Source organism: Pontibacter sp. 13R65 (genome assembly GCF_047525655.1).
In the GTDB taxonomy this organism is placed as follows: Bacteria; Bacteroidota; Bacteroidia; order Cytophagales; family Hymenobacteraceae; genus Pontibacter.
On sequence record NZ_JBLIQL010000027.1, the window covers coordinates 23,511 to 40,762 of the forward strand.

Sequence of the window (17,252 nt, forward strand, 5' to 3'; positions counted from 1 at the left end):
GTTTCTAGCACTGGGGAATATTTTTTTATATGTTTATGCAAACGTTTGCAGGTAGTTTAGGAGTGGTTGTTTTTGAATTCGAACCTTGTACACGTTAAACAGAAGTTAAATTAGTTGCAGGTGCTTTGATCAAATCCAAAGAGTGCTGCTGATACTCCGAATTGCTGTCATTCACCAGGTTAGAATGCTGAAAAAGTGTTAAATATAAAAATCAAACTATAGTTAAAAACTTTACTATTTATGAATGACAAACTTGCTCTGCCTGTAGGCACCACGCTCGACAGGTTTATAATGAGGAAACAGGAGGAATTTCCGTATGCCAGTGGAGAACTTTCGCAGTTGCTGCGCGACATCGCTTTGGCCGCTAAGATTGTAAACCGCGAGATTAATCGTGCCGGATTGATTGGCGTGACTGGGGCATTCGGAAATCAGAACGTGCAGGGAGAAGAGCAGCAGAAACTGGATGTAATTGCCAATATCCGTTTTATCCGGGCGCTACGCAACGGAGGCGAAGTTTGTGCTATTCTTTCTGAGGAAGAGGATGAGATTATCTTAACCGGGAACAACAACGGCAAGTACATTGTTGCCATCGATCCACTGGATGGCTCCTCTAACATTGATGTAAACGTATCTATTGGTACCATTTTCTCTATTTACAGGAGAATTAGCGATGCCAACCACGATGGTACACCAGCCGATTGCCTTCAGAAAGGTACTTGCCAGGTAGCTGCAGGCTATATTGTGTATGGCTCTTCTACGATGTTGGTGTACACCACAGGCCACGGTGTAAATGGCTTCACATATGATAATACGCTGGGTGAGTTCTTCCTTTCTAACCCGAACATTATTACTCCAAAAACAGGTACTATTTATTCCTGCAATGAGGGCGGCTTGAATAGTTTCCCTGACGGAATCAAGAGCTACCTCGATTATTGTAAAAACGAAGGCTATTCGGCACGTTACATTGGTTCACTTGTAGCCGATTTTCATAGAAATTTACTCAAAGGCGGTATTTACATTTACCCGCAAACAGTTAAAACTCCGAAGGGTAAACTGCGCCTGATGTATGAGTGCAACGCGCTGGCATTTATTATTGAACAGGCCGGAGGAAGAGCTATAGACGGAACCCGCCGAATTATGGAAATCGAACCTACTGAGTTGCACCAGCGTTGCCCGCTTATAATTGGCTCTACAGAAATGGTGATAAAAGTACAGGAGATGCTGGAGAAAGAGGTAGAAGTACAGTCTAATACGCTCTAAGAAAAATTCGCCGTACTTAGTTCTGACGATTATACATAAAGCGGGTCTGCACTTTTTGCAGTTCCCGCTTTATGATTAAATGGGCCATGCTGTCCGCTACTTCGTCTGTAGAAGGGCAAGTCATTACTTGCTTTACCTTTTGCTCATCTACGTCTATGCGGTAAAGTATCTGTAGCAGTTGGCTAAAATTGTGGCGTAGCAGGTGGTTTACCGCAGCGGCAGTTTGCCTGTGCAAACCATCCATGGTGCTGGCCTCAAAGTCGGTAGTGCTGAAATGTTTGTTCAGCAGACTTCTGATGCCAGAAAGTATCGCGCGCGAAAAATCCATCTGATAAGCAAATAATTAATTCAAGGAATAGCTGCGGCGAGACTTGCTAGGCTTTTAGAAAGTCTCGCCGCAGGTACTGGCTATGCTTCTTTTTTAGAAGAATCGTCTTTTTTAGTGGTGGTTTCTTTTTCGGCAGCCGCTGTTTCAGTTTCTTCGGGAGCAGCTTCCGGAGTGGCTTTTGTAAACTGCAGGTGCTTGTTTACGATTTTATACCAAGTAGCCAGTTTCTTCATGTCTGAGATATATACCCGGTCCTGGTCGTAGTCTGGCAGAATCTCTTCCATAAAAGAACGGTACTCGTCATCGTTTGGCTTGCTGCTAAGTGGCAGTTCATCGCCATACTTCTCATGAATACGATCAAATACATCGGCTAGAGGTACAGTTGTTTCCTCGTCTGTGGTGTAAATAGAAATTTCTTCCAGCAACGACATGCGGTGGCGTGCCTGGGCCACCAGTCTGTTTGGCTTGTCAGCCAGGCTCTCAATAATTACACCCGTTCTTGTTGGCTTTACCACACGGTAAAGTCCGTTCATGCCAGAAACGGCAGCAATTTGTCTTAAGTCAATCGGCATAATAAGGTTTAAACTTTGTTTATAACTTGAACTTGATTGGGATGCTGGCTAGCATGCTGTAACCCGGGGCATTAAATTTTAACTGTCTTGCTACCCGCAGGGCTTCTTCGCCGGTGCCTGCTCCAACCTCTTTGATGATTTTTAGGCCAGAAACAGATCCGTCTTCATTTAACGTGAATCCTATAATGCAATCGCCCTGAACTCGGTTACGCTTTGCCAGCGGCGGGTATTTGAGCTCTTTGTAAATAAACTGATACATTGCTTCTGCACCACCTTCGTAATGCTCGGCAACCGGAGGCGTTTTCTCTGGTGTCCAGACTTTCACCTCTGGTGTAGCAGCTGCCTTTGGTGTAGTACTCTGGGCTGATGCACCCAGGGCAGCAAAGGCAAGTAAGCAAACTAAAAACGAAATTTTACGATTCATGCTAAAAAATAATTAGAATTGTTTTTTTAATGAGACTTAGAACATGCGTTTCAATACCGGAAACAAATTTTAAACATGATCTTACGTCACAGTACAGGCTATTTGTTTTGCTTCAGCTGCAAATTTACCTCCTCTATGAAATTCAGGATTTCGTCGCGACCGGTTTTGGCTGTAGATGATGTCCTGAATATCTGAGGCAGCTCTTCCCACGTCTCTTTCAGCTTCCGCATAAAGGCCGCAATGTTAACGTCGGTTTTGGTATTAGACTGCTTATCTGTTTTCGTAAAAACCAGAACAAACGGTACACCAATCGTGCCAAGTTGGTTTATAAATTCCAGGTCAGGTTTAAGCGGTTCGTGCCGGGAGTCTATCAAAACAAACACACAAGTAAGATTCTCCCGCTGCTGAAAATAGTAGTTAATCATTTTTCGCCAGGCCTCCCTCGATGTTTTGCTTACTTTGGCATAGCCGTAGCCCGGCAAATCGACCAGATACCACTCATCGTTGATCAGAAAATGGTTGATGAGCTGCGTTTTACCAGGAGATGCAGAGGTTTTAGCCAGTTTGCTCTGGTTTGTAAGCATATTAATGAGCGAGGACTTGCCCACATTTGATCGCCCTATAAAGGCGTATTCAGGTTTGTCTGGAGCCGGGCAAAGTTCTATCCGGGTATTGCTCATCAGGAATTTTGCATCCTTAATCACCATAATTTAATCGTTATGAGGTAAGCTTCTGATTAAGTTATTTAGTCAGAGTGCATTTATTTGTAAATCTCAAAATCTTGTAGCAAGTTTAACGGAGCATTTTCCAGTAATATTTTTTCGGAAAAAAATGCTGCCCGTTTAAACGGGTCATATAAGCCTGAGCCGGTACAAAGTTACCATATATTTTTTAACACAAGTAGTGCCTTGGATTTTCAGGAACTTTAATGCTGATACAGAAGCTTTGTATCTGAATACATTTAACCCTTTATGACAAAGAAGTTTTGGATGGCTCTGGCTCTGCTCGGGTTTCTGGCCATCTGCTGCGTAGGTGCAGGAGCGCAAACCGGCCTCCGCGAAGTTAACAGCAACCTAAAAAAGGCTGAAAAGGCTTATGCCACGCTGCAATACGAACTTGCCATAGAACATTACACAAAGGTGCTGCAGCAGCAGCCGGAGCACCTGTTGGCGAACCTGAAGGTAGGCATCTGCTACCTGGACCTTGTAAAGCCGGAAAAAGCCTTGCAGCACCTGCAGTTGGCCTACCAGAAAGATCCGCATGTATCAGAAGAGATTCTGGTGCTGCTTGGTGAGGCGCATCAACTTTTAGGTGATTTTGACCAGGCCTCCGATTTTTTCCGCGCCGAGCTCTCCTCCCTCTCCAGAACGGAGCTCTGGAACAAGCAATACCTGCAGAAACGGCTACGGGAGTGTGAATCGGGGGTATTGTTATCTGCTGCACCTGCTGATGTTTCCATCACCAACCTGGGCGCTGCCATTAACTCTCCATACTCAGATTATGTGCCGGTGCTGCTCCCTGGCGATACCATGTTGCTTTATACCACGCGTCGCCCTGTAACTACCGCACGAGGTAAGTTCGGTGTGGTTGAGCAGATTCATGCCTCACAGTTACGGCACGGCATCTGGCAACAGCCGGAGCTTTTTCTGAAGCCAGGGCATGCATTGCCCGACCATTCGGTTGTTTCCATCGCGCCACACGGTAACGAACTCTACACTTATTTCGGAGGAAAAGAGAGAGGCCTTTACGTTTCGGAGAGAACTGGAGCAGGGTGGGGAGCACCTGAGCGGCTTGGCAGTCCTTTTAATGAAGGAGCTGTGGAAACCTCTATGCATGTTACCGACGACGGAAAATTTGCCTTTTTTTCCAGCGACAGGCCTGGTGGGTATGGAGGTCTTGATCTTTACATCTGCTACAAGCTGCCTGAAGGAGGTTGGAGCGATGCCTTAAACCTTGGCCCAGCAATCAACACTGCCTACGACGAAGACGCTCCTTTTGTAGATGTAGAAACCAATACCTTGTATTTTAGCTCTAAAGGCCACGATTCTATGGGAGGCTTCGATATTTTCAAATCTCAAATAAAAGGTTCTGTTTGGAGCCAGGCAGAAAATCTGGGAGTACCCGTAAACTCACCCTCCGACGATATCTATTTCTCTCTAACAAACGACCGCAGCAAGGCCTACTTCTCGTCCGACAGGCCCGGAGGTTATGGCAGGAAAGATATTTATCTTATACTTTTAAAATAAAAAATTGAATACAATATGGTTTTTGTTTAGAAATATTTATTAAATAATTGGTATACAGGGATTTTTAAGTAAATAGGCAGGTCATAAACAGGAGCCAGTCTTTTATCAGATTGACTCTAACATTTTTTTTTTGGTAATATCTATATATCTTTACCTATATATTGGACATAAATGAATATATATGATATCTGGCAATAATTTGTCGCTTGTTTAGGAGCTTTATTTTTCACGAACTTATCTAGATATTCATATACATAACTTTTTACTTATCGTATAGAAGCGTGTTGAATAAAAACCACGCACAGTAGTAGTAAGCACTTTAAACCACCGAACTATAACAAACCTTTTACAGCATGAACAAGTTAGCCACTACATTCTCACGGTTTTCGTTGCTCCTCGCGTTGGTCTGCCTTTTTGGTAACTCAGCCGATGCCCAAAGCAACAGAAAACTTATACGGAATGGAAATAAATTCTTCGACAAGGAGAATTATAGAGCAGCCGTACCATTTTATGAGCAAGTACTAGCAAAGGATCCTGATAATGCACGGGCTCTTTATAGTGCTGGTATCAGTTACATGACTTTTGATAAGGAGAAGGCTGTTGACTATATCTACAAAGCTCAAAGCCTGCGGCCTAACCTGGACCGTGAAATGGAGTATTGGCTGGGGCGTGTAAACCACATTAACTACCGCTTCGACGAGGCTATTCAGCATTATCAGAATTATGTTCCTAAAATTTCCAAGCGCGACCAGGCTCGTCGCCAAGAGGTGGCAAGGCTCATTCAGCATAGCAAAAATGCCAAACATGAGGTAGCGAATCAGAAAGATGTATTTGTGCGGAACCTCGGTTCTGTAGTAAACACTTCTTACTCAGAACATAGCCCTGTAATATCTTCAGACGACAACTACCTGCTCTTTACATCGCGTAGTGCGGCTGCTTCAGGTGGCAAGTCAGCAGCCGATGGTGAGTACTACGAAGATATTTTCGAGTCAAGAAGAGACGAGAATGGCGAGTGGAGCGCACCAAAATCATTGGCTGGTGCTCTTAGTAGCACAGGCCACGATGCTTCTATCCAGCTTTTCGACAACGATACTAAAATGCTGCTATACCGCCAGCAGAACAATGGCGATATTATGGTGTCTGAGCGTGGAGCCGACGGCAACTGGGGAACACCTACCAGCATTGGCCCAACAATTAATACTCGTGGTTTTGAGTCTGATGCTTTTATTACGGCAGATGGCAACACCCTGTATTTTTCTACCAGCAACTACTCTGAAGACGGGGACCTCGATATTTATGTGGCGCAGCGTCAGCGCAACGGACAGTGGGGTAAGCCAAGAAGCATTGGCAACACTATTAACACTAAGTTTGACGACGATAGCCCGTACTTAGCCAGCGATGGGACTTTGTACTTTAGCTCCAGAGGCCATAACACCATGGGCGGCTACGATATCTTCGCTTCTAAGTATGACTCTATTGCCAGAAGATGGAGCAAGCCTGTGAACTTGGGTGCCCCTGTAAATACTCCGGACGATGACACATACTACCGCCTGAGCCCAGACGGGAGCTATGCTTTTCTTTCATCTTACCGTATCGGTGGTGTGGGTGAAAAAGATATTTATACCATTAACTACATCAGAAACCTGCGTGTACAAGGCCAGGTATTTGCTGCCTCCGACAGTACTTCTGCCATACCAGGCGTAGAGCTTGTGTTTAACAGTGTGCAGGCAGACAGAAGAGCAATCAGCTACCGCGACATTTCCAAACCAGACTCCGGCAACTACGAAGTTTCTGTACTCTCTGGCCGTACTTACCAAGTAGAAGTGCTGAAAGACGGAAAGTCAATTGCAACAGAAGAAGTTGAGATGCCAGTTGTGCTAAATGACACAACCGCATTTATTAAAAACTTCTACGTACCGATTGCAGCAGATGTAGATGCCAGCCGCTTCGCCATGAAGAATATCTACTATGATACCGACAAGTACGACCTTCGTTCTGAGTCTGTGCGTGAGTTAGATAACATAGCTGAGGTAATGAAAGCAAACCCAACCATTAACCTGAGCATAGACGGCCACACCGATTCACGCGCCAGCGATTCCTATAACATGACCTTAGGAGATAACCGCGCCAAAGCTGCCTACGACTACCTTGTGAAGAAAGGCATTTCGCCTCGTCGTATGGTAACAGTGAGCTATGGCGAGCGTCGTCCTTCAGTGCCTAACACATCTGCCGAAAACATGCAGCTGAACAGAAGAACTGAGTTCAAAGTGATACCAAGACAGCAGGAAAACACCAATCCTGATTTATAAGCGATATATAACTTTTCGTGCTGCTTCACATGGAGCAGGAGGCAAAACAGGCCGGGCAATCGCCCGGCCTGTTTTTTTTATATTTTCCCAAATAATACATGAATTATAGGTAAAGGAACAGTATTTTTGCCTGAGTTTTATTTTTATATAGTTAAATGGCGGTAGTTCCTTACAAAGACCAGAACGAAAATAAAAAGTCGCAGGTAGCCCAAATGTTTAACAACATTGCCGGCAAATACGATTTTCTAAATCATTTTCTCAGTGCTGGTATAGACATCATCTGGCGGAAAAAGGCAGTAAAACTGTTGGCTCCCTCCAAACCTAAACTGATACTCGATATTGCCACTGGTACCGGCGATTTTGCTCTGGAGGCGCTTAGCCTGCAACCAGATAATATCATTGGGGTTGACATATCAGAAGGAATGATGGCTGTAGGTAGAGAAAAGATTAAGCGGAAGGGGCTGCAGCATAAAATAGAATTGCTCTACGGCGATTCCGAAGCACTTCCTTTCGAGGATAATACCTTTGATGCCATAACAGTGGCTTTTGGTGTGCGGAATTTCGAGAACCTGGCTAAGGGCCTCTCAGAAATGCACCGCGTGCTGAAGCCTGGAGGAACGGCTGTGGTGCTTGAGTTCTCTAAGCCGAAAGCATTCCCGATGAAACAGCTCTATCAATTTTATTTTAAAAATATACTACCGGTAGTAGGTAAGTTCGTTTCAAAGGACCGGGCTGCTTACACCTATCTGCCAGAGTCGGTGCAGGCATTCCCTGATGGTCAGGAATTTATCAGTATTTATCAGCAAGTTGGATTTAAATCAACACAATGGCATTCTCTTACTTTTGGAATAAGCTCCATTTACACAGGAAAAAAATAGTTTTTGCAGCGTTTTCTGCCATGCTGCTAAGTGGTGGTATGGCATCGGCTCAGAAAAAAATATCGCAGGAAAATAAGCCAAATTACGATGAGAAGCGGGTGCATTATGGCTTTTATCTTGCTGTTCCGCTAACTAAGTTTAACCTGGAGCACTCACAGGAGTATGTGAATCAACTCGATGCCAGCTCTCCTATGACGGTAAATACCCGTACCTCACCCGGCTTCTACACCGGGCTGGTTTTAAACGTAGGACTGGCAGAATACCTCGATTTCAGATTTACGCCTGGCGTTGGTTTCTACGGCCGCACCATTGAGTACGCAAACATGTCGCAGGACGATGGCACCAGAGGCACAACCGATGTTACCATCAGCTCCACCATGGTAGAATTACCGGTGCTGCTGCAATACAAGTCTAAAAGAAGAACCAACTACCGTATGTACTTTGTAGGTGGAGTTAAACCGGGCATAGACCTGAACAGCGATAAAGACAATGCCTCCGGCGATGGCTTACGCACAGAGAAGTTTGACCTGGCGCTGGAGTACGGAGTTGGGCTGGATATTTTTTATCCGTACTTTAAGTTTGCTCCCGAATTGCGCTTTTCGCACGGTCTCTTAAACCAGCACATACGCGATAATAATGTATATAGCCGCAGCATACAGCGCCTAACCAATCATAATGTTTCGCTGATTCTTTTCTTTGAATAACCTATGAGTAAAATTGCACTGGTAACAGGAGCCACATCTGGCATAGGAAGGGCTACAGCGCTGCAGCTGGCCAAATTAGGTTACCAAATAATTGCCACCGGCCGCCGAACCGAACGGCTGGAGGAGCTGAAGGAGGAAATTACAACTGTTCCAGTATTTACCCTGGCCTTTGATGTACGTGAGAAAAAGGCGGTAAAGGAGGCAATTGCCTCTTTGCCGGAAGAGTGGAAGCAGATTGATGTGCTGGTAAATAATGCTGGCAATGCACATGGGTTATCGCCTATTCAAGAAGGTTCTCTTGAGGATTGGGATGCGATGCTCGACATTAATGTGAAAGGACTACTCTACGTAACGCATGAAGTGCTACCACAGATGGTGCAGCGCAAAAAGGGCCACATCGTAAACATTGGCTCCATTGCTGGCAAAGAAGTATATGCCAACGGCAATGTATATTGTGCCTCCAAGCATGCAGTAGATGCACTCTCTAAGGCAATGCGCATCGACCTGATTCACGAAGGGGTTAAGGTGTCGGAGGTGAACCCGGGGCTGGTGCAAACAGAGTTTTCGGAAGTGCGCTTTAAAGGCGACAAAGAGCGGGCAGCCAATGTTTACAAAGGCATAGACCCTTTGGTGGCAGACGATATTGCCGAGGTAATTGCATTTATGGTGTCGCGTCCTGCGCACGTGAACCTTTCGGAGGTTACTATTTTAGCAGGAGCCCAGGCCACAGCTACTATTGCCAATAGAAAATAACTGCATTTTTGTAAAAGGTACACCTGCTGTACCTCCTTCATGTAAGCTTCTTCTTCTGTTCCCACAAGGCCGATAGAAGAAGCTTTTCTTTTGAAATCATTTAACTCATTTTTGCACCTTGAAGTCACTTATGGCTGCCTTCTCCCTACCTTTTTTCCATTTTGTCCTCCTGAAAGGATCCTGTGGGCGAGCGGTAAATGCAATGGTTACTGGTTTGGTCGTTTAAGTTTGCATAGCTGCTGTTTTTGCTGTGACAGCCGCATGAAGCTTTCATTGCCTGCTTTCTTGTTCCTATTATTTTAATACAACAAGAACAAGAAAATCAAGATGCTCCAATAATAAAATTCCTCTAATGAAAATGGCCTTCCGGAGCTGTTTTTAGATTGCAAAGGCCGGTGCATGATAGCTTGTCTTGATAGCTGGTACACCCTCTTGCTATGCTTGATTCTTGCTTCAGAGTTTATCGCAACATGCGCAGTTAGTTGAGGTAGTAGCGCAGGAGCCAGCCTTTGCCATCAAACATAGTGGCCGGAGGTGTATCATTTACAACTACTTTAGTTTTCTTATCGATATGGTACGTGTTCCGGTATTTTGAATCTTCTATGTAAACCTTTTTGCCTAACTTACTGTCTGCTGCCGCTACAGTGTAGCTATCGGCACCTGCACCGCCATATACTTTTATGTTGATGCGGGGCTTTAAGTTACCGGTAATTTTAAACTCATCATCACCGTCGAGACCGAAGAGCTGTATCTCTTTTGTAACATCGGAGTGAAAGGTTCGGTCGAAGAGCAGCAGGTTGCCTTTATCTTTTTTTCTGATTTTATACATACGCACCCGCACCTCCTCTCTGGAAAGAACCTCTACTTCAAAAAGTTCTTTTTTGTCGGTCCCCACAACAAAAGCATTATCAGAAACTTCTTCGAAGTAATCTTTTGCAATTTGTGGTAGCTGATCTCGCCTGGACTTAAGTTTATCTATGATGCGCGATGCGGTTAGCTGGTAAATTGTGTCAGGCATTTGCCGGAACGCCTGGTCAATTACCTCGTCTGTCAGGGCCTGCTGCACGCTGTCTGCTACCTCTTGCCAATCCTTATACGATAGGCCTGCCAGCAAAATCTCGTCCAGGTTGCGTCCGCTTCGGTTCAGGTCTTCCACTTTCCGAAGGTTTTTGCGGTACGTCTGGAAGTGCTGCTTTACCCCAAGCCGCATAAACAGCCAGGGAATAACGGCATCGTTTAGCTTATAGTACACATTGTCACGGTCGCGCGGAACTGCCTTGTAAAGATTCCCCTCCTCTGTTTTAAACCGTGCCCAGCGCCAGTTATCTTCGTGCCTGCTCCAGTCTCCGATAAGCATATCGAAGAGGCGGGCGCGCAAAAAGTAACGCGCATCTACTTGCGTGTCGTTATCCAGCAGGCGGTCTTCGAGCATGGAACGCGTGCTTTTTACCTTCTTGGCGTTACCCATTAGCGGGTCGTGCTTTTGGTTACCGGCAGGGCGTTTTTCGAGCATGGCCACCATGCCGCCAATATTTGGCAGATGTTCACCCAACATGGGGTCGTGGGGCACATATACCAGCTCAGGCACCACATGATAAATGCCAACTGCCGCTGCCATGGGAGGCAACGTTAAAGCAGCATAGGGGTGTGTGGCCGAGGTTGCATCGCGAATAATATTGGCTACATAGCTTTTCTGCCATTTTTCTGGTAAAGCACTGGCCGGCTCTTTGTCCACAGACCTGAGCACATACTCGGTGCCGAGCGAGTCTTGTAAGCGGAGGTTTAGGGTTTGCCGGCTGCCTCCCTGCTTTACCGGGGTAAGGCCTCCTTTGGCGGTGCCTATGTCGAGCACGGGTATGGTAACCGGAGTCGTCCAGGCTTTGCGGTAGTGGCTGCCATAGAAAAATGTGTGCAGGCGACTACGCTGGTAATGCTTGCCTGCTGCCAATACGAGGGTGCTGTCGCTGTATGTGGGTGGCGCAGTGGCATCAGACTGATCAGTGGGTAATGGTACTTGCTGCACCGAGTGGCTGAAACGTTCACTGCAAGAGAATAATAGTAACAGCAGTAAGAAGCGGTAAGGGTAAATTCTGTTCAAGTGGGTGTCTTGTAAAGTGAATCAGGGTAAGCAGTTAATAGCCAGCTACCCCATTAGGTTTGTTTATATGATGGCAGCCTTGGCTCAGAAACCTTCGCGGTCGAAAGCGTGGACCCGTACATCCTTCGTTCTTTTATCTTTTGTTTCAGGACCAGCCTCTAGTTCAGTGCCTCTTTTGGTATCGTAAATTACGGTTTTGCGGCCCCAACTTTTCACTTGCGACGTGTCTTTCATTTCATCTTCGCCACGGCCGCCTACTATCACTACTTTTATGCCTTTGTTTACTTCACCGCTTACTTTAAATTTATCATCTTCGGCCAGACCATAAATGGTAATTTGGTCTGTTTCCTTTCGGTTAAACACGCGGTGGTACACCTGCTTTTTATCGGAGCCGCGCAAAACTTTAACGGATGTTTCTTCGTTGTTGAGCCGTTTTACTTCAAAGATATCTTCTTCATCGGTACCCACAATCAGAGGTTCTCGGGCCAAAATACGATAAAACTCCTGTGCTGCTTCCGGTAGTTTATCGCGTCTGCTTTTTAGCTTACTGATGGTGCTTTCGCCCAATAATTTATAAACAGAATCCGGGAACTGTCGCACAGCCTTCTCAATTACCTGGTCGGTAATAGCCGCTTGCAACTCTTTGGCCAGTTCGGCAAAATCGTTGGAGGTAAGCGCTGCAAGCGCCCGCTGATCTATAAATTGTGAATTTATTGTAAGGGCATATACGTCTTTGTAAGTAGCATCAAAAGACTCAAATTTTCTTATGGCCCATTTCCTGCTGAAAAGCCAGGTAATTACTCCGTCGTCGAACTGGTAGAAAGCATTGTCGCGGTCTTTTGGAATAGGACGATAAACAGTTTCCCCGTCTTCTTTGTATTGGGCCCAGTTCCACTGCCCTTCGTGCCTGTCCCAGTCGTTTATCAGCAGGTCGAAGAGGCGCGCTTTGGCAAAGGCCCGCTGATCTATAAAATGAGAATCTTTGCCAAAGCGTTTCTTCAGCATTTTTTTAGAAGAGACAATATCTTCGGCATCTGCCAGGTCATCGGTAATGGAGTTGTCATCGGTGTATTTCTCTTCAATCATAAAAAGCCTGTCCTGAAACTGATCGTTGTACTCGCCAAAGGTGGTGTCGGTTGGAAGCACATACACAAGCTCAGGATTTGAGTGAGGTATGCCTGCAGCCTCGGCCATGCCAGGCAGTACAAGCGCCCCATAGGGGTTAAGGGCAGAAGTTTGATTGCGGATGACATTGGCTACAAACGTTTTTTGCCAGAATTTTGGCAGTACCTCCAGCGGGTCTTTATCAAGGGAACGAAGCGCATACGAAAAGCCATCCTGGTCCACCAGGGTCAGGCTGGTGGTTTGCATACCGCCACCCAGTTTTTCGATTTCGAGGCCGCCTTTGGTTTCATGCATATTAAATACCTTTACCTGCACCGGTGCAGTCCAGGCATCGCGGTAGTGCTTTCCCCAGAAAAAGGTATGGAAGCCGCCACGCTTATAGTGGCTGCCGGCTTGCAGCGTAACACTATCAACGGTGCCTGGTGTTGCCGTTTTTAAACGCTGCAGCTGCGATTCGCCCACGATCGGAGATTCAGAAAAAAAGTTCTTCTTGGCACAGCCAAATCCGGTAACTGAAAGAAGTACAAAAAGGCAAAGTTGCCTGTAGGTATAGCTCATATAGTGTATATCAATCTCGTTTGATGAGTTATCTAACGTAAAACAGCTATAATGTTTTCAGGGAGAAAGCTGGAGAAGAGCAGTGGCAGCAAGCTTTTTTTTAGTAGGAGAAGCAGAAATGGTCTTATGCTGTTTTTGGAATAAGATTGTGTTGCGGCTCTATTTGTTTTGTAATACAACTTTAGTTACAGATTCAATTTAAACGGAAGGTTATTTGTTTGCTGCTCCGAAGCCTTTCCTGAATTTTTCTAATGAAAACGGCCTTCCGGATGCATTTTTAGCTGTCAGACCTTTAGGGACATTGTTAAATAATCCTTCTGTAGAGAGTCTAATAAACCTTAAGCCTGTAAGGCTTGTGGCGATTTTAGCCTCCGGAAGGCCAATTTTATTAGCAGAATTTAGTCTGTGTGGTTTTGCTGTTGGAGGTGTTTGCCCGTTTTGGTTTATTGCCATCCTTAATGGATTTTGTGGGAAAGACGCAGAAGCAATGATAGCTTTTGGTTTAAGTTTGGAATTTTCTGCTAAAGCTGTGACAGTGGCGTGAAGCTATTGTAGTACTGAAGTCTTAGTTCTTTTTGTCTTAGTACGAAAGCCGTCAGGTCAAGAGTGTAAAGTTGCGTTATTCCGAGCTTGCCGAGGAAACTATCTTGTACAGCAAGTTTGAGAGTAGCATTGGCTATTCTCATGCTGATCCTTGAAAGGTCTTTCGACAAGCTCAGGATGACCGGCCGGTCAGAGGTGATTGATTTGTATTTTCCAGCTGCCATGCATTTTTAGCAGCACAGCACAATTACTGGCACCAGGTAAAATGCAAGAAGGCTACACCGGCCACTTTTCCAGTCGCCAGGCGCTATCCCAGAACATCCATTCTAGTTTAGAGGCTGTGGCATAGGCCTCCGTCATAGCTTGCTGTTGAGCAGTGGCACAGGTGGTCGCCACTTGGTTGCAGATGTTGATGGCGCGTTGTACAATGGCCCCGAACTCTTCGCCAGCGTAAGTATTTATCCAATCCTGGTAAGGGTTGTCGTCTACCTGTGGCTGGCTATAGATGTAATCGCCCACGGCTTTATAAATCCAGAAGCAGGGGAGTACCGCGGCCATAGCTACCTCTACCTGTGCCAACGAGGCGCAGCTGAGCAAGTAGCTGGTATAGTGCTGGCAGGTCGGCGACATAGCAGGTGCCTCAGTTAAGCCATATTTCTGAAAGTATCCGGCATGTAAAGCACGTTCCACTACAATGGCTCCCTCGGCAAAGCGGGCGAACTCCAGCACATGTTCTGCCTGGTAAGCCCTTCCGGAAATCAGGGAAAGGGCTTTTCCAAACTGCGTAAGGTACAGCGAGTCCTGGCCCAGGTAAAAAGCGAACTTTTCCTGCGGGAGCGTACCGGCAATCAGTTCCTTGATAAAAGGCATCGAGATAATGTGAGAATAGGTGTTTTCGCCTGCTTGCCAGGCTGTATTACTCCAGCTCATGTTTATGTAGTTTCAGAGGTTCAAAAAAATGATTTAATGGTCCGTGTCCTTCTCCGGTTTTTACATCTTTGCCCTGCAGAATGGCTTGGTGCACATATGCTTTAGCCTTGCCGATAGCTTCTGTTACAGGCACGCCCTGCGCCCTGAAAGCCGCAATGGCCGAAGAAAGTGTGCAGCCTGTGCCGTGTGTGTTGTGCGTGTGTATGTGATCTGATGGAAAGATTTGTGCCTGCCTGTGCTTTTGCAGAAAAACATCGTACAACTGCGGCCCTTTTAGGTGCCCCCCCTTCAGCAGCACCGACTGACATCCTGTTTGGAGTATTTTTTCTGCTGCCTCTTTCATCTGGTCCAGATGATTAATTTCCATTTGTGCTAGAATAGCAGCTTCATCCAGGTTAGGAGTTACAACCTCTGCCAAGGGGAAAAGCTGCTGCTTTAACACCTCAATGGTTTCGTCACGAATAAGTTTGTCGCCGCTGGTAGCTACCATCACAGGGTCTAATATTATAGGCACGTTGGGGTACGCTTGTAAAGTAGCCGCAATGACCTGAACCAGCTCCAGACTGTGCACCATGCCAATTTTAATGGCTGTAGGCTTAATGTCGTCCATTACCACTTTTATCTGCGCCTGCACTACCTCTGGCGGCACACTGTGGATACCGGTTACCCCCTGGGTATTTTGCACTGTAATAGCCGTAATAGCAGAGGTGCCAAAGCAGCCGAGGGCCGAAAAGGTTTTTAAGTCGGCTTGAATGCCGGCTCCACCACCGCTATCGGATCCGGCAATGGTAAGCACGGCCGGATATTTATATCTTTCCATAGGAGGTACTGTATTTCTCTATTTCGTTTCTTAACTCTTCGGCAGCATGAGCAGGGTGGGGAGCGGAGCATATGGCCGATATCACGGCCAGGCAATCGGCTCCAGCTTTAACCATATCGCCGGCATTGGCAGCGCTCACCCGCCCTATGGCAACCAGTGGTTTACTGGTAAGGCTCCTGATTCTGCTGATTCCTTCCAGCCCCCATTCAGTAACGGTGTTGGTTTTGGTGGGAGTGGAGAACACAGGGCTCAGTGCCAGGTAATCGGCAAGTTTGGCGCTTGGGCTTTGCAGGTGTTCCTCAAGTTCTAGGGAGTAGCCAAGCGTGCCGCAATCGGTCCAGCGCTTCAGGATGTCGGTTGGGGGAATATCGGAGTTGCCCACATGAATGCCGGCTGCGCCACATTGCACGGCTACTTTCAGGTTATCATTAATAATCAGGGGCACGTTGTAGCGGTCGAGCATTTCTCTCAGCCGCAAGCCTTTGGCCAGATACGCTGCATCAGAAAGGTGCTTTTCACGAAGCTGCACCAGGTCTACGCCTCCCTGTACAGCTGCTTCCACTACCTCTACCAGGTCGCGACCCAGGCAGGCGGCTTCATCAGTTACTAGGTACAGCCTGTAGTTAAAGGGCTTCATGTCGTTGTTCCAGCTTTAGTCGCTGCATAAAATCGTTTTCTGATATAGTGTGCAGCATGTCGAGAAAGTGCAGTTGCAGTGTGCCGGGGCCAGCCGCTTTTTCTGCTGCCATTTCGCCTGCCACTCCCATGAGGGCCATGGCGGCGGCTGTGGCTTGTAAGGCTTGGTCAGGAGTTACGGCGCAGCAGGCGGCAATAAGGGCGGTGGCGGTGCAACCCATGCCGGTAATCCGGGCCATGAGTGGGTGCCCATTAGCTAGCAAGAGGTGCTGCTCCTGTTGCACTACCAGGTCCTCCGCACCCGAAACGCAAACCACCGCACCTATACGCTGACTAAGAGCCAGGGCAGCCTCCAATGCTTCGGAACTCTGGTTTGTACTGTCTACGCCTTTTGTACCGGTGCCCATGCTGGCCAGTGCCAGAATTTCGGAGGCGTTTCCACGGATAACGGTTGGTTTATATTGAAGTAGCTCCTCCAGCACCCTATTGCGGTAAGGAGTAGCGCCAGCTCCCACAGGGTCGAGTACCCAGGGCTTGTGCAGGCTTTCTGCCTGTTTTACGGCACGCCTCATGCTCTCTACCCAATATTCATCCAGGGTGCCGATGTTCACCACCAGAGCACCTGCTATGCCTGTCATGGCTTCTATTTCGGAGTGGGCATGAGCCATTACCGGCGAAGCGCCTGCAGCCAGCAAAGCATTGGCCGTATTGTTCATTACCACATAGTTCGTGATATTGTGTACCAGCGGCGCATTTTCCCGCACAGCTTGTATGGTATTCCAGAGCCTGTCCTTCATAGCGTGTAGTTGTTAAGTAAAACAAGTGGCTAAGGAGTGTCTCCGGGGTTGGGAGAAATGAAAAGGAAAGATGGCTATTAGTGCCATGCCTGCTTTTCCCTACGCCGGTATAATCCGGATCAGGTACAAAGGGTATTTTCTCAGTTCCATAAAAGGAACACCCCTAAAGCCAGTACAATTATAAACAAAATTGAGGTTAAAGTCCAGCCTTTTTCGGGAGCGGGACCTGTCTATAGCCTAATATAAAGGCTGATCTTTGATAAGCAAAGTT

The 17,252-nt window shown here is 46.7% G+C and carries 17 protein-coding genes and 1 riboswitch; of the genes, 7 read left to right on the forward strand and 10 right to left on the reverse strand.

The window, feature by feature from the left end; translation table 11 throughout:
- The first annotated feature begins 240 nt into the window (after nucleotides 1–240).
- Complete coding sequence (gene fbp, locus ACMA1I_RS20860; RefSeq protein WP_337070415.1) at nucleotides 241–1,260, forward strand: class 1 fructose-bisphosphatase; 1,020 nt, start codon at nucleotides 241–243, stop codon at nucleotides 1,258–1,260.
- A gap of 16 nt (nucleotides 1,261–1,276) precedes the next feature.
- On the opposite strand, the gene ACMA1I_RS20865 is transcribed toward fbp, so the two are convergent.
- The 4 genes from ACMA1I_RS20865 to yihA form a co-directional block, all read right to left on the reverse strand.
- On the reverse strand, nucleotides 1,277–1,588 hold the full coding sequence (locus ACMA1I_RS20865) for a hypothetical protein (protein WP_337070416.1): 312 nt from the start codon (nucleotides 1,586–1,588) through the stop codon (nucleotides 1,277–1,279).
- Between the two features lie 80 nt (nucleotides 1,589–1,668).
- Entirely contained in the window at nucleotides 1,669–2,160 is a 492-nt protein-coding gene (locus ACMA1I_RS20870; RefSeq protein ID WP_337070417.1) for a DUF5606 domain-containing protein, read from the reverse strand.
- A 19-nt stretch (nucleotides 2,161–2,179) separates the two neighbouring features.
- Nucleotides 2,180–2,584, reverse strand: coding sequence for an energy transducer TonB (locus tag ACMA1I_RS20875; RefSeq protein ID WP_337070418.1), 405 nt, complete (start codon nucleotides 2,582–2,584; stop codon nucleotides 2,180–2,182).
- Between the two features lie 98 nt (nucleotides 2,585–2,682).
- Nucleotides 2,683–3,291, reverse strand: coding sequence for a ribosome biogenesis GTP-binding protein YihA/YsxC (yihA, locus tag ACMA1I_RS20880; RefSeq protein WP_337070419.1), 609 nt, complete (start codon nucleotides 3,289–3,291; stop codon nucleotides 2,683–2,685).
- Nucleotides 3,292–3,555: 264 nt separating this feature from the next.
- Between yihA and ACMA1I_RS20885 the strand changes: the two genes are divergently transcribed.
- The 5 genes from ACMA1I_RS20885 to ACMA1I_RS20905 all read left to right on the forward strand — a co-directional run bounded on the left by ACMA1I_RS20885 (nucleotide 3,556) and on the right by ACMA1I_RS20905 (nucleotide 9,474).
- Nucleotides 3,556–4,830: a hypothetical protein gene (locus tag ACMA1I_RS20885; RefSeq protein ID WP_337070420.1), complete on the forward strand. Its 1,275-nt coding sequence runs from the start codon at nucleotides 3,556–3,558 to the stop codon at nucleotides 4,828–4,830.
- Between the two features lie 353 nt (nucleotides 4,831–5,183).
- Nucleotides 5,184–7,139 carry an OmpA family protein gene (locus tag ACMA1I_RS20890; protein WP_337070421.1) on the forward strand — a complete coding sequence of 652 codons (1,956 nt, stop codon included), beginning with the start codon at nucleotides 5,184–5,186 and terminating at the stop codon, nucleotides 7,137–7,139.
- Nucleotides 7,140–7,294: 155 nt separating this feature from the next.
- Nucleotides 7,295–8,017: a bifunctional demethylmenaquinone methyltransferase/2-methoxy-6-polyprenyl-1,4-benzoquinol methylase UbiE gene (gene ubiE / locus ACMA1I_RS20895; protein ID WP_337070422.1), complete on the forward strand. Its 723-nt coding sequence runs from the start codon at nucleotides 7,295–7,297 to the stop codon at nucleotides 8,015–8,017.
- 20 nt (nucleotides 8,018–8,037) lie between these two features.
- A complete protein-coding gene (locus ACMA1I_RS20900; RefSeq protein WP_337070423.1) occupies nucleotides 8,038–8,721 on the forward strand; it encodes a porin family protein in 684 nt (227 codons plus the stop codon).
- 3 nt (nucleotides 8,722–8,724) lie between these two features.
- Entirely contained in the window at nucleotides 8,725–9,474 is a 750-nt protein-coding gene (locus tag ACMA1I_RS20905) for an SDR family NAD(P)-dependent oxidoreductase (protein WP_337070424.1), read from the forward strand.
- Nucleotides 9,475–9,952: 478 nt separating this feature from the next.
- Here ACMA1I_RS20905 and ACMA1I_RS20910 read toward each other — a convergent pair whose 3' ends face one another.
- Nucleotides 9,953–11,572 carry a hypothetical protein gene (locus tag ACMA1I_RS20910; RefSeq protein ID WP_337070425.1) on the reverse strand — a complete coding sequence of 540 codons (1,620 nt, stop codon included), beginning with the start codon at nucleotides 11,570–11,572 and terminating at the stop codon, nucleotides 9,953–9,955.
- A gap of 84 nt (nucleotides 11,573–11,656) precedes the next feature.
- A complete protein-coding gene (locus tag ACMA1I_RS20915; RefSeq protein ID WP_337070426.1) occupies nucleotides 11,657–13,255 on the reverse strand; it encodes a hypothetical protein in 1,599 nt (532 codons plus the stop codon).
- Nucleotides 13,256–13,469: 214 nt separating this feature from the next.
- Between ACMA1I_RS20915 and ACMA1I_RS20920 the strand changes: the two genes are divergently transcribed.
- Nucleotides 13,470–13,799 (forward strand): hypothetical protein, encoded by a 330-nt coding sequence (locus tag ACMA1I_RS20920; protein ID WP_337070427.1) that lies wholly within the window; start codon nucleotides 13,470–13,472, stop codon nucleotides 13,797–13,799.
- Between the two features lie 275 nt (nucleotides 13,800–14,074).
- On the opposite strand, the gene tenA is transcribed toward ACMA1I_RS20920, so the two are convergent.
- Genes tenA through thiM form a run of 4 tightly spaced genes read right to left on the reverse strand, consistent with a single transcriptional unit; the run spans nucleotide 14,075 to nucleotide 16,981 of the window.
- Complete coding sequence (gene tenA / locus ACMA1I_RS20925; RefSeq protein ID WP_337070428.1) at nucleotides 14,075–14,728, reverse strand: thiaminase II; 654 nt, start codon at nucleotides 14,726–14,728, stop codon at nucleotides 14,075–14,077.
- On the reverse strand, nucleotides 14,715–15,548 hold the full coding sequence (gene thiD, locus ACMA1I_RS20930) for a bifunctional hydroxymethylpyrimidine kinase/phosphomethylpyrimidine kinase (RefSeq protein WP_337070429.1): 834 nt from the start codon (nucleotides 15,546–15,548) through the stop codon (nucleotides 14,715–14,717). Before thiD ends, tenA begins: the two co-directional genes overlap by 14 nt.
- Nucleotides 15,535–16,185, reverse strand: coding sequence for a thiamine phosphate synthase (gene thiE, locus ACMA1I_RS20935; protein ID WP_337070430.1), 651 nt, complete (start codon nucleotides 16,183–16,185; stop codon nucleotides 15,535–15,537). Before thiE ends, thiD begins: the two co-directional genes overlap by 14 nt.
- A complete protein-coding gene (gene thiM / locus ACMA1I_RS20940; protein ID WP_337070431.1) occupies nucleotides 16,172–16,981 on the reverse strand; it encodes a hydroxyethylthiazole kinase in 810 nt (269 codons plus the stop codon). Before thiM ends, thiE begins: the two co-directional genes overlap by 14 nt.
- 79 nt (nucleotides 16,982–17,060) lie before the next feature.
- Nucleotides 17,061–17,156: riboswitch (TPP riboswitch) on the reverse strand.
- Nucleotides 17,157–17,252: the final 96 nt, after the last annotated feature.

Bases quoted from the DNA above. Each gene is read 5' to 3' on its own strand.
- fbp (WP_337070415.1), top strand. From the start codon at position 241: ATGAATGACAAACTTGCTCTGCCTGTAGGCACCACGCTCGACAGGTTT.
- ACMA1I_RS20865 (WP_337070416.1), bottom strand. From the start codon at position 1,588: ATGGATTTTTCGCGCGCGATACTTTCTGGCATCAGAAGTCTGCTGAAC.
- ACMA1I_RS20870 (WP_337070417.1), bottom strand. From the start codon at position 2,160: ATGCCGATTGACTTAAGACAAATTGCTGCCGTTTCTGGCATGAACGGA.
- ACMA1I_RS20875 (WP_337070418.1), bottom strand. From the start codon at position 2,584: ATGAATCGTAAAATTTCGTTTTTAGTTTGCTTACTTGCCTTTGCTGCC.
- yihA (WP_337070419.1), bottom strand. From the start codon at position 3,291: ATGGTGATTAAGGATGCAAAATTCCTGATGAGCAATACCCGGATAGAA.
- ACMA1I_RS20885 (WP_337070420.1), top strand. From the start codon at position 3,556: ATGACAAAGAAGTTTTGGATGGCTCTGGCTCTGCTCGGGTTTCTGGCC.
- ACMA1I_RS20890 (WP_337070421.1), top strand. From the start codon at position 5,184: ATGAACAAGTTAGCCACTACATTCTCACGGTTTTCGTTGCTCCTCGCG.
- ubiE (WP_337070422.1), top strand. From the start codon at position 7,295: ATGGCGGTAGTTCCTTACAAAGACCAGAACGAAAATAAAAAGTCGCAG.
- ACMA1I_RS20900 (WP_337070423.1), top strand. From the start codon at position 8,038: ATGCTGCTAAGTGGTGGTATGGCATCGGCTCAGAAAAAAATATCGCAG.
- ACMA1I_RS20905 (WP_337070424.1), top strand. From the start codon at position 8,725: ATGAGTAAAATTGCACTGGTAACAGGAGCCACATCTGGCATAGGAAGG.
- ACMA1I_RS20915 (WP_337070426.1), bottom strand. From the start codon at position 13,255: ATGAGCTATACCTACAGGCAACTTTGCCTTTTTGTACTTCTTTCAGTT.
- tenA (WP_337070428.1), bottom strand. From the start codon at position 14,728: ATGAGCTGGAGTAATACAGCCTGGCAAGCAGGCGAAAACACCTATTCT.
- thiD (WP_337070429.1), bottom strand. From the start codon at position 15,548: ATGGAAAGATATAAATATCCGGCCGTGCTTACCATTGCCGGATCCGAT.
- thiE (WP_337070430.1), bottom strand. From the start codon at position 16,185: ATGAAGCCCTTTAACTACAGGCTGTACCTAGTAACTGATGAAGCCGCC.
- thiM (WP_337070431.1), bottom strand. From the start codon at position 16,981: ATGAAGGACAGGCTCTGGAATACCATACAAGCTGTGCGGGAAAATGCG.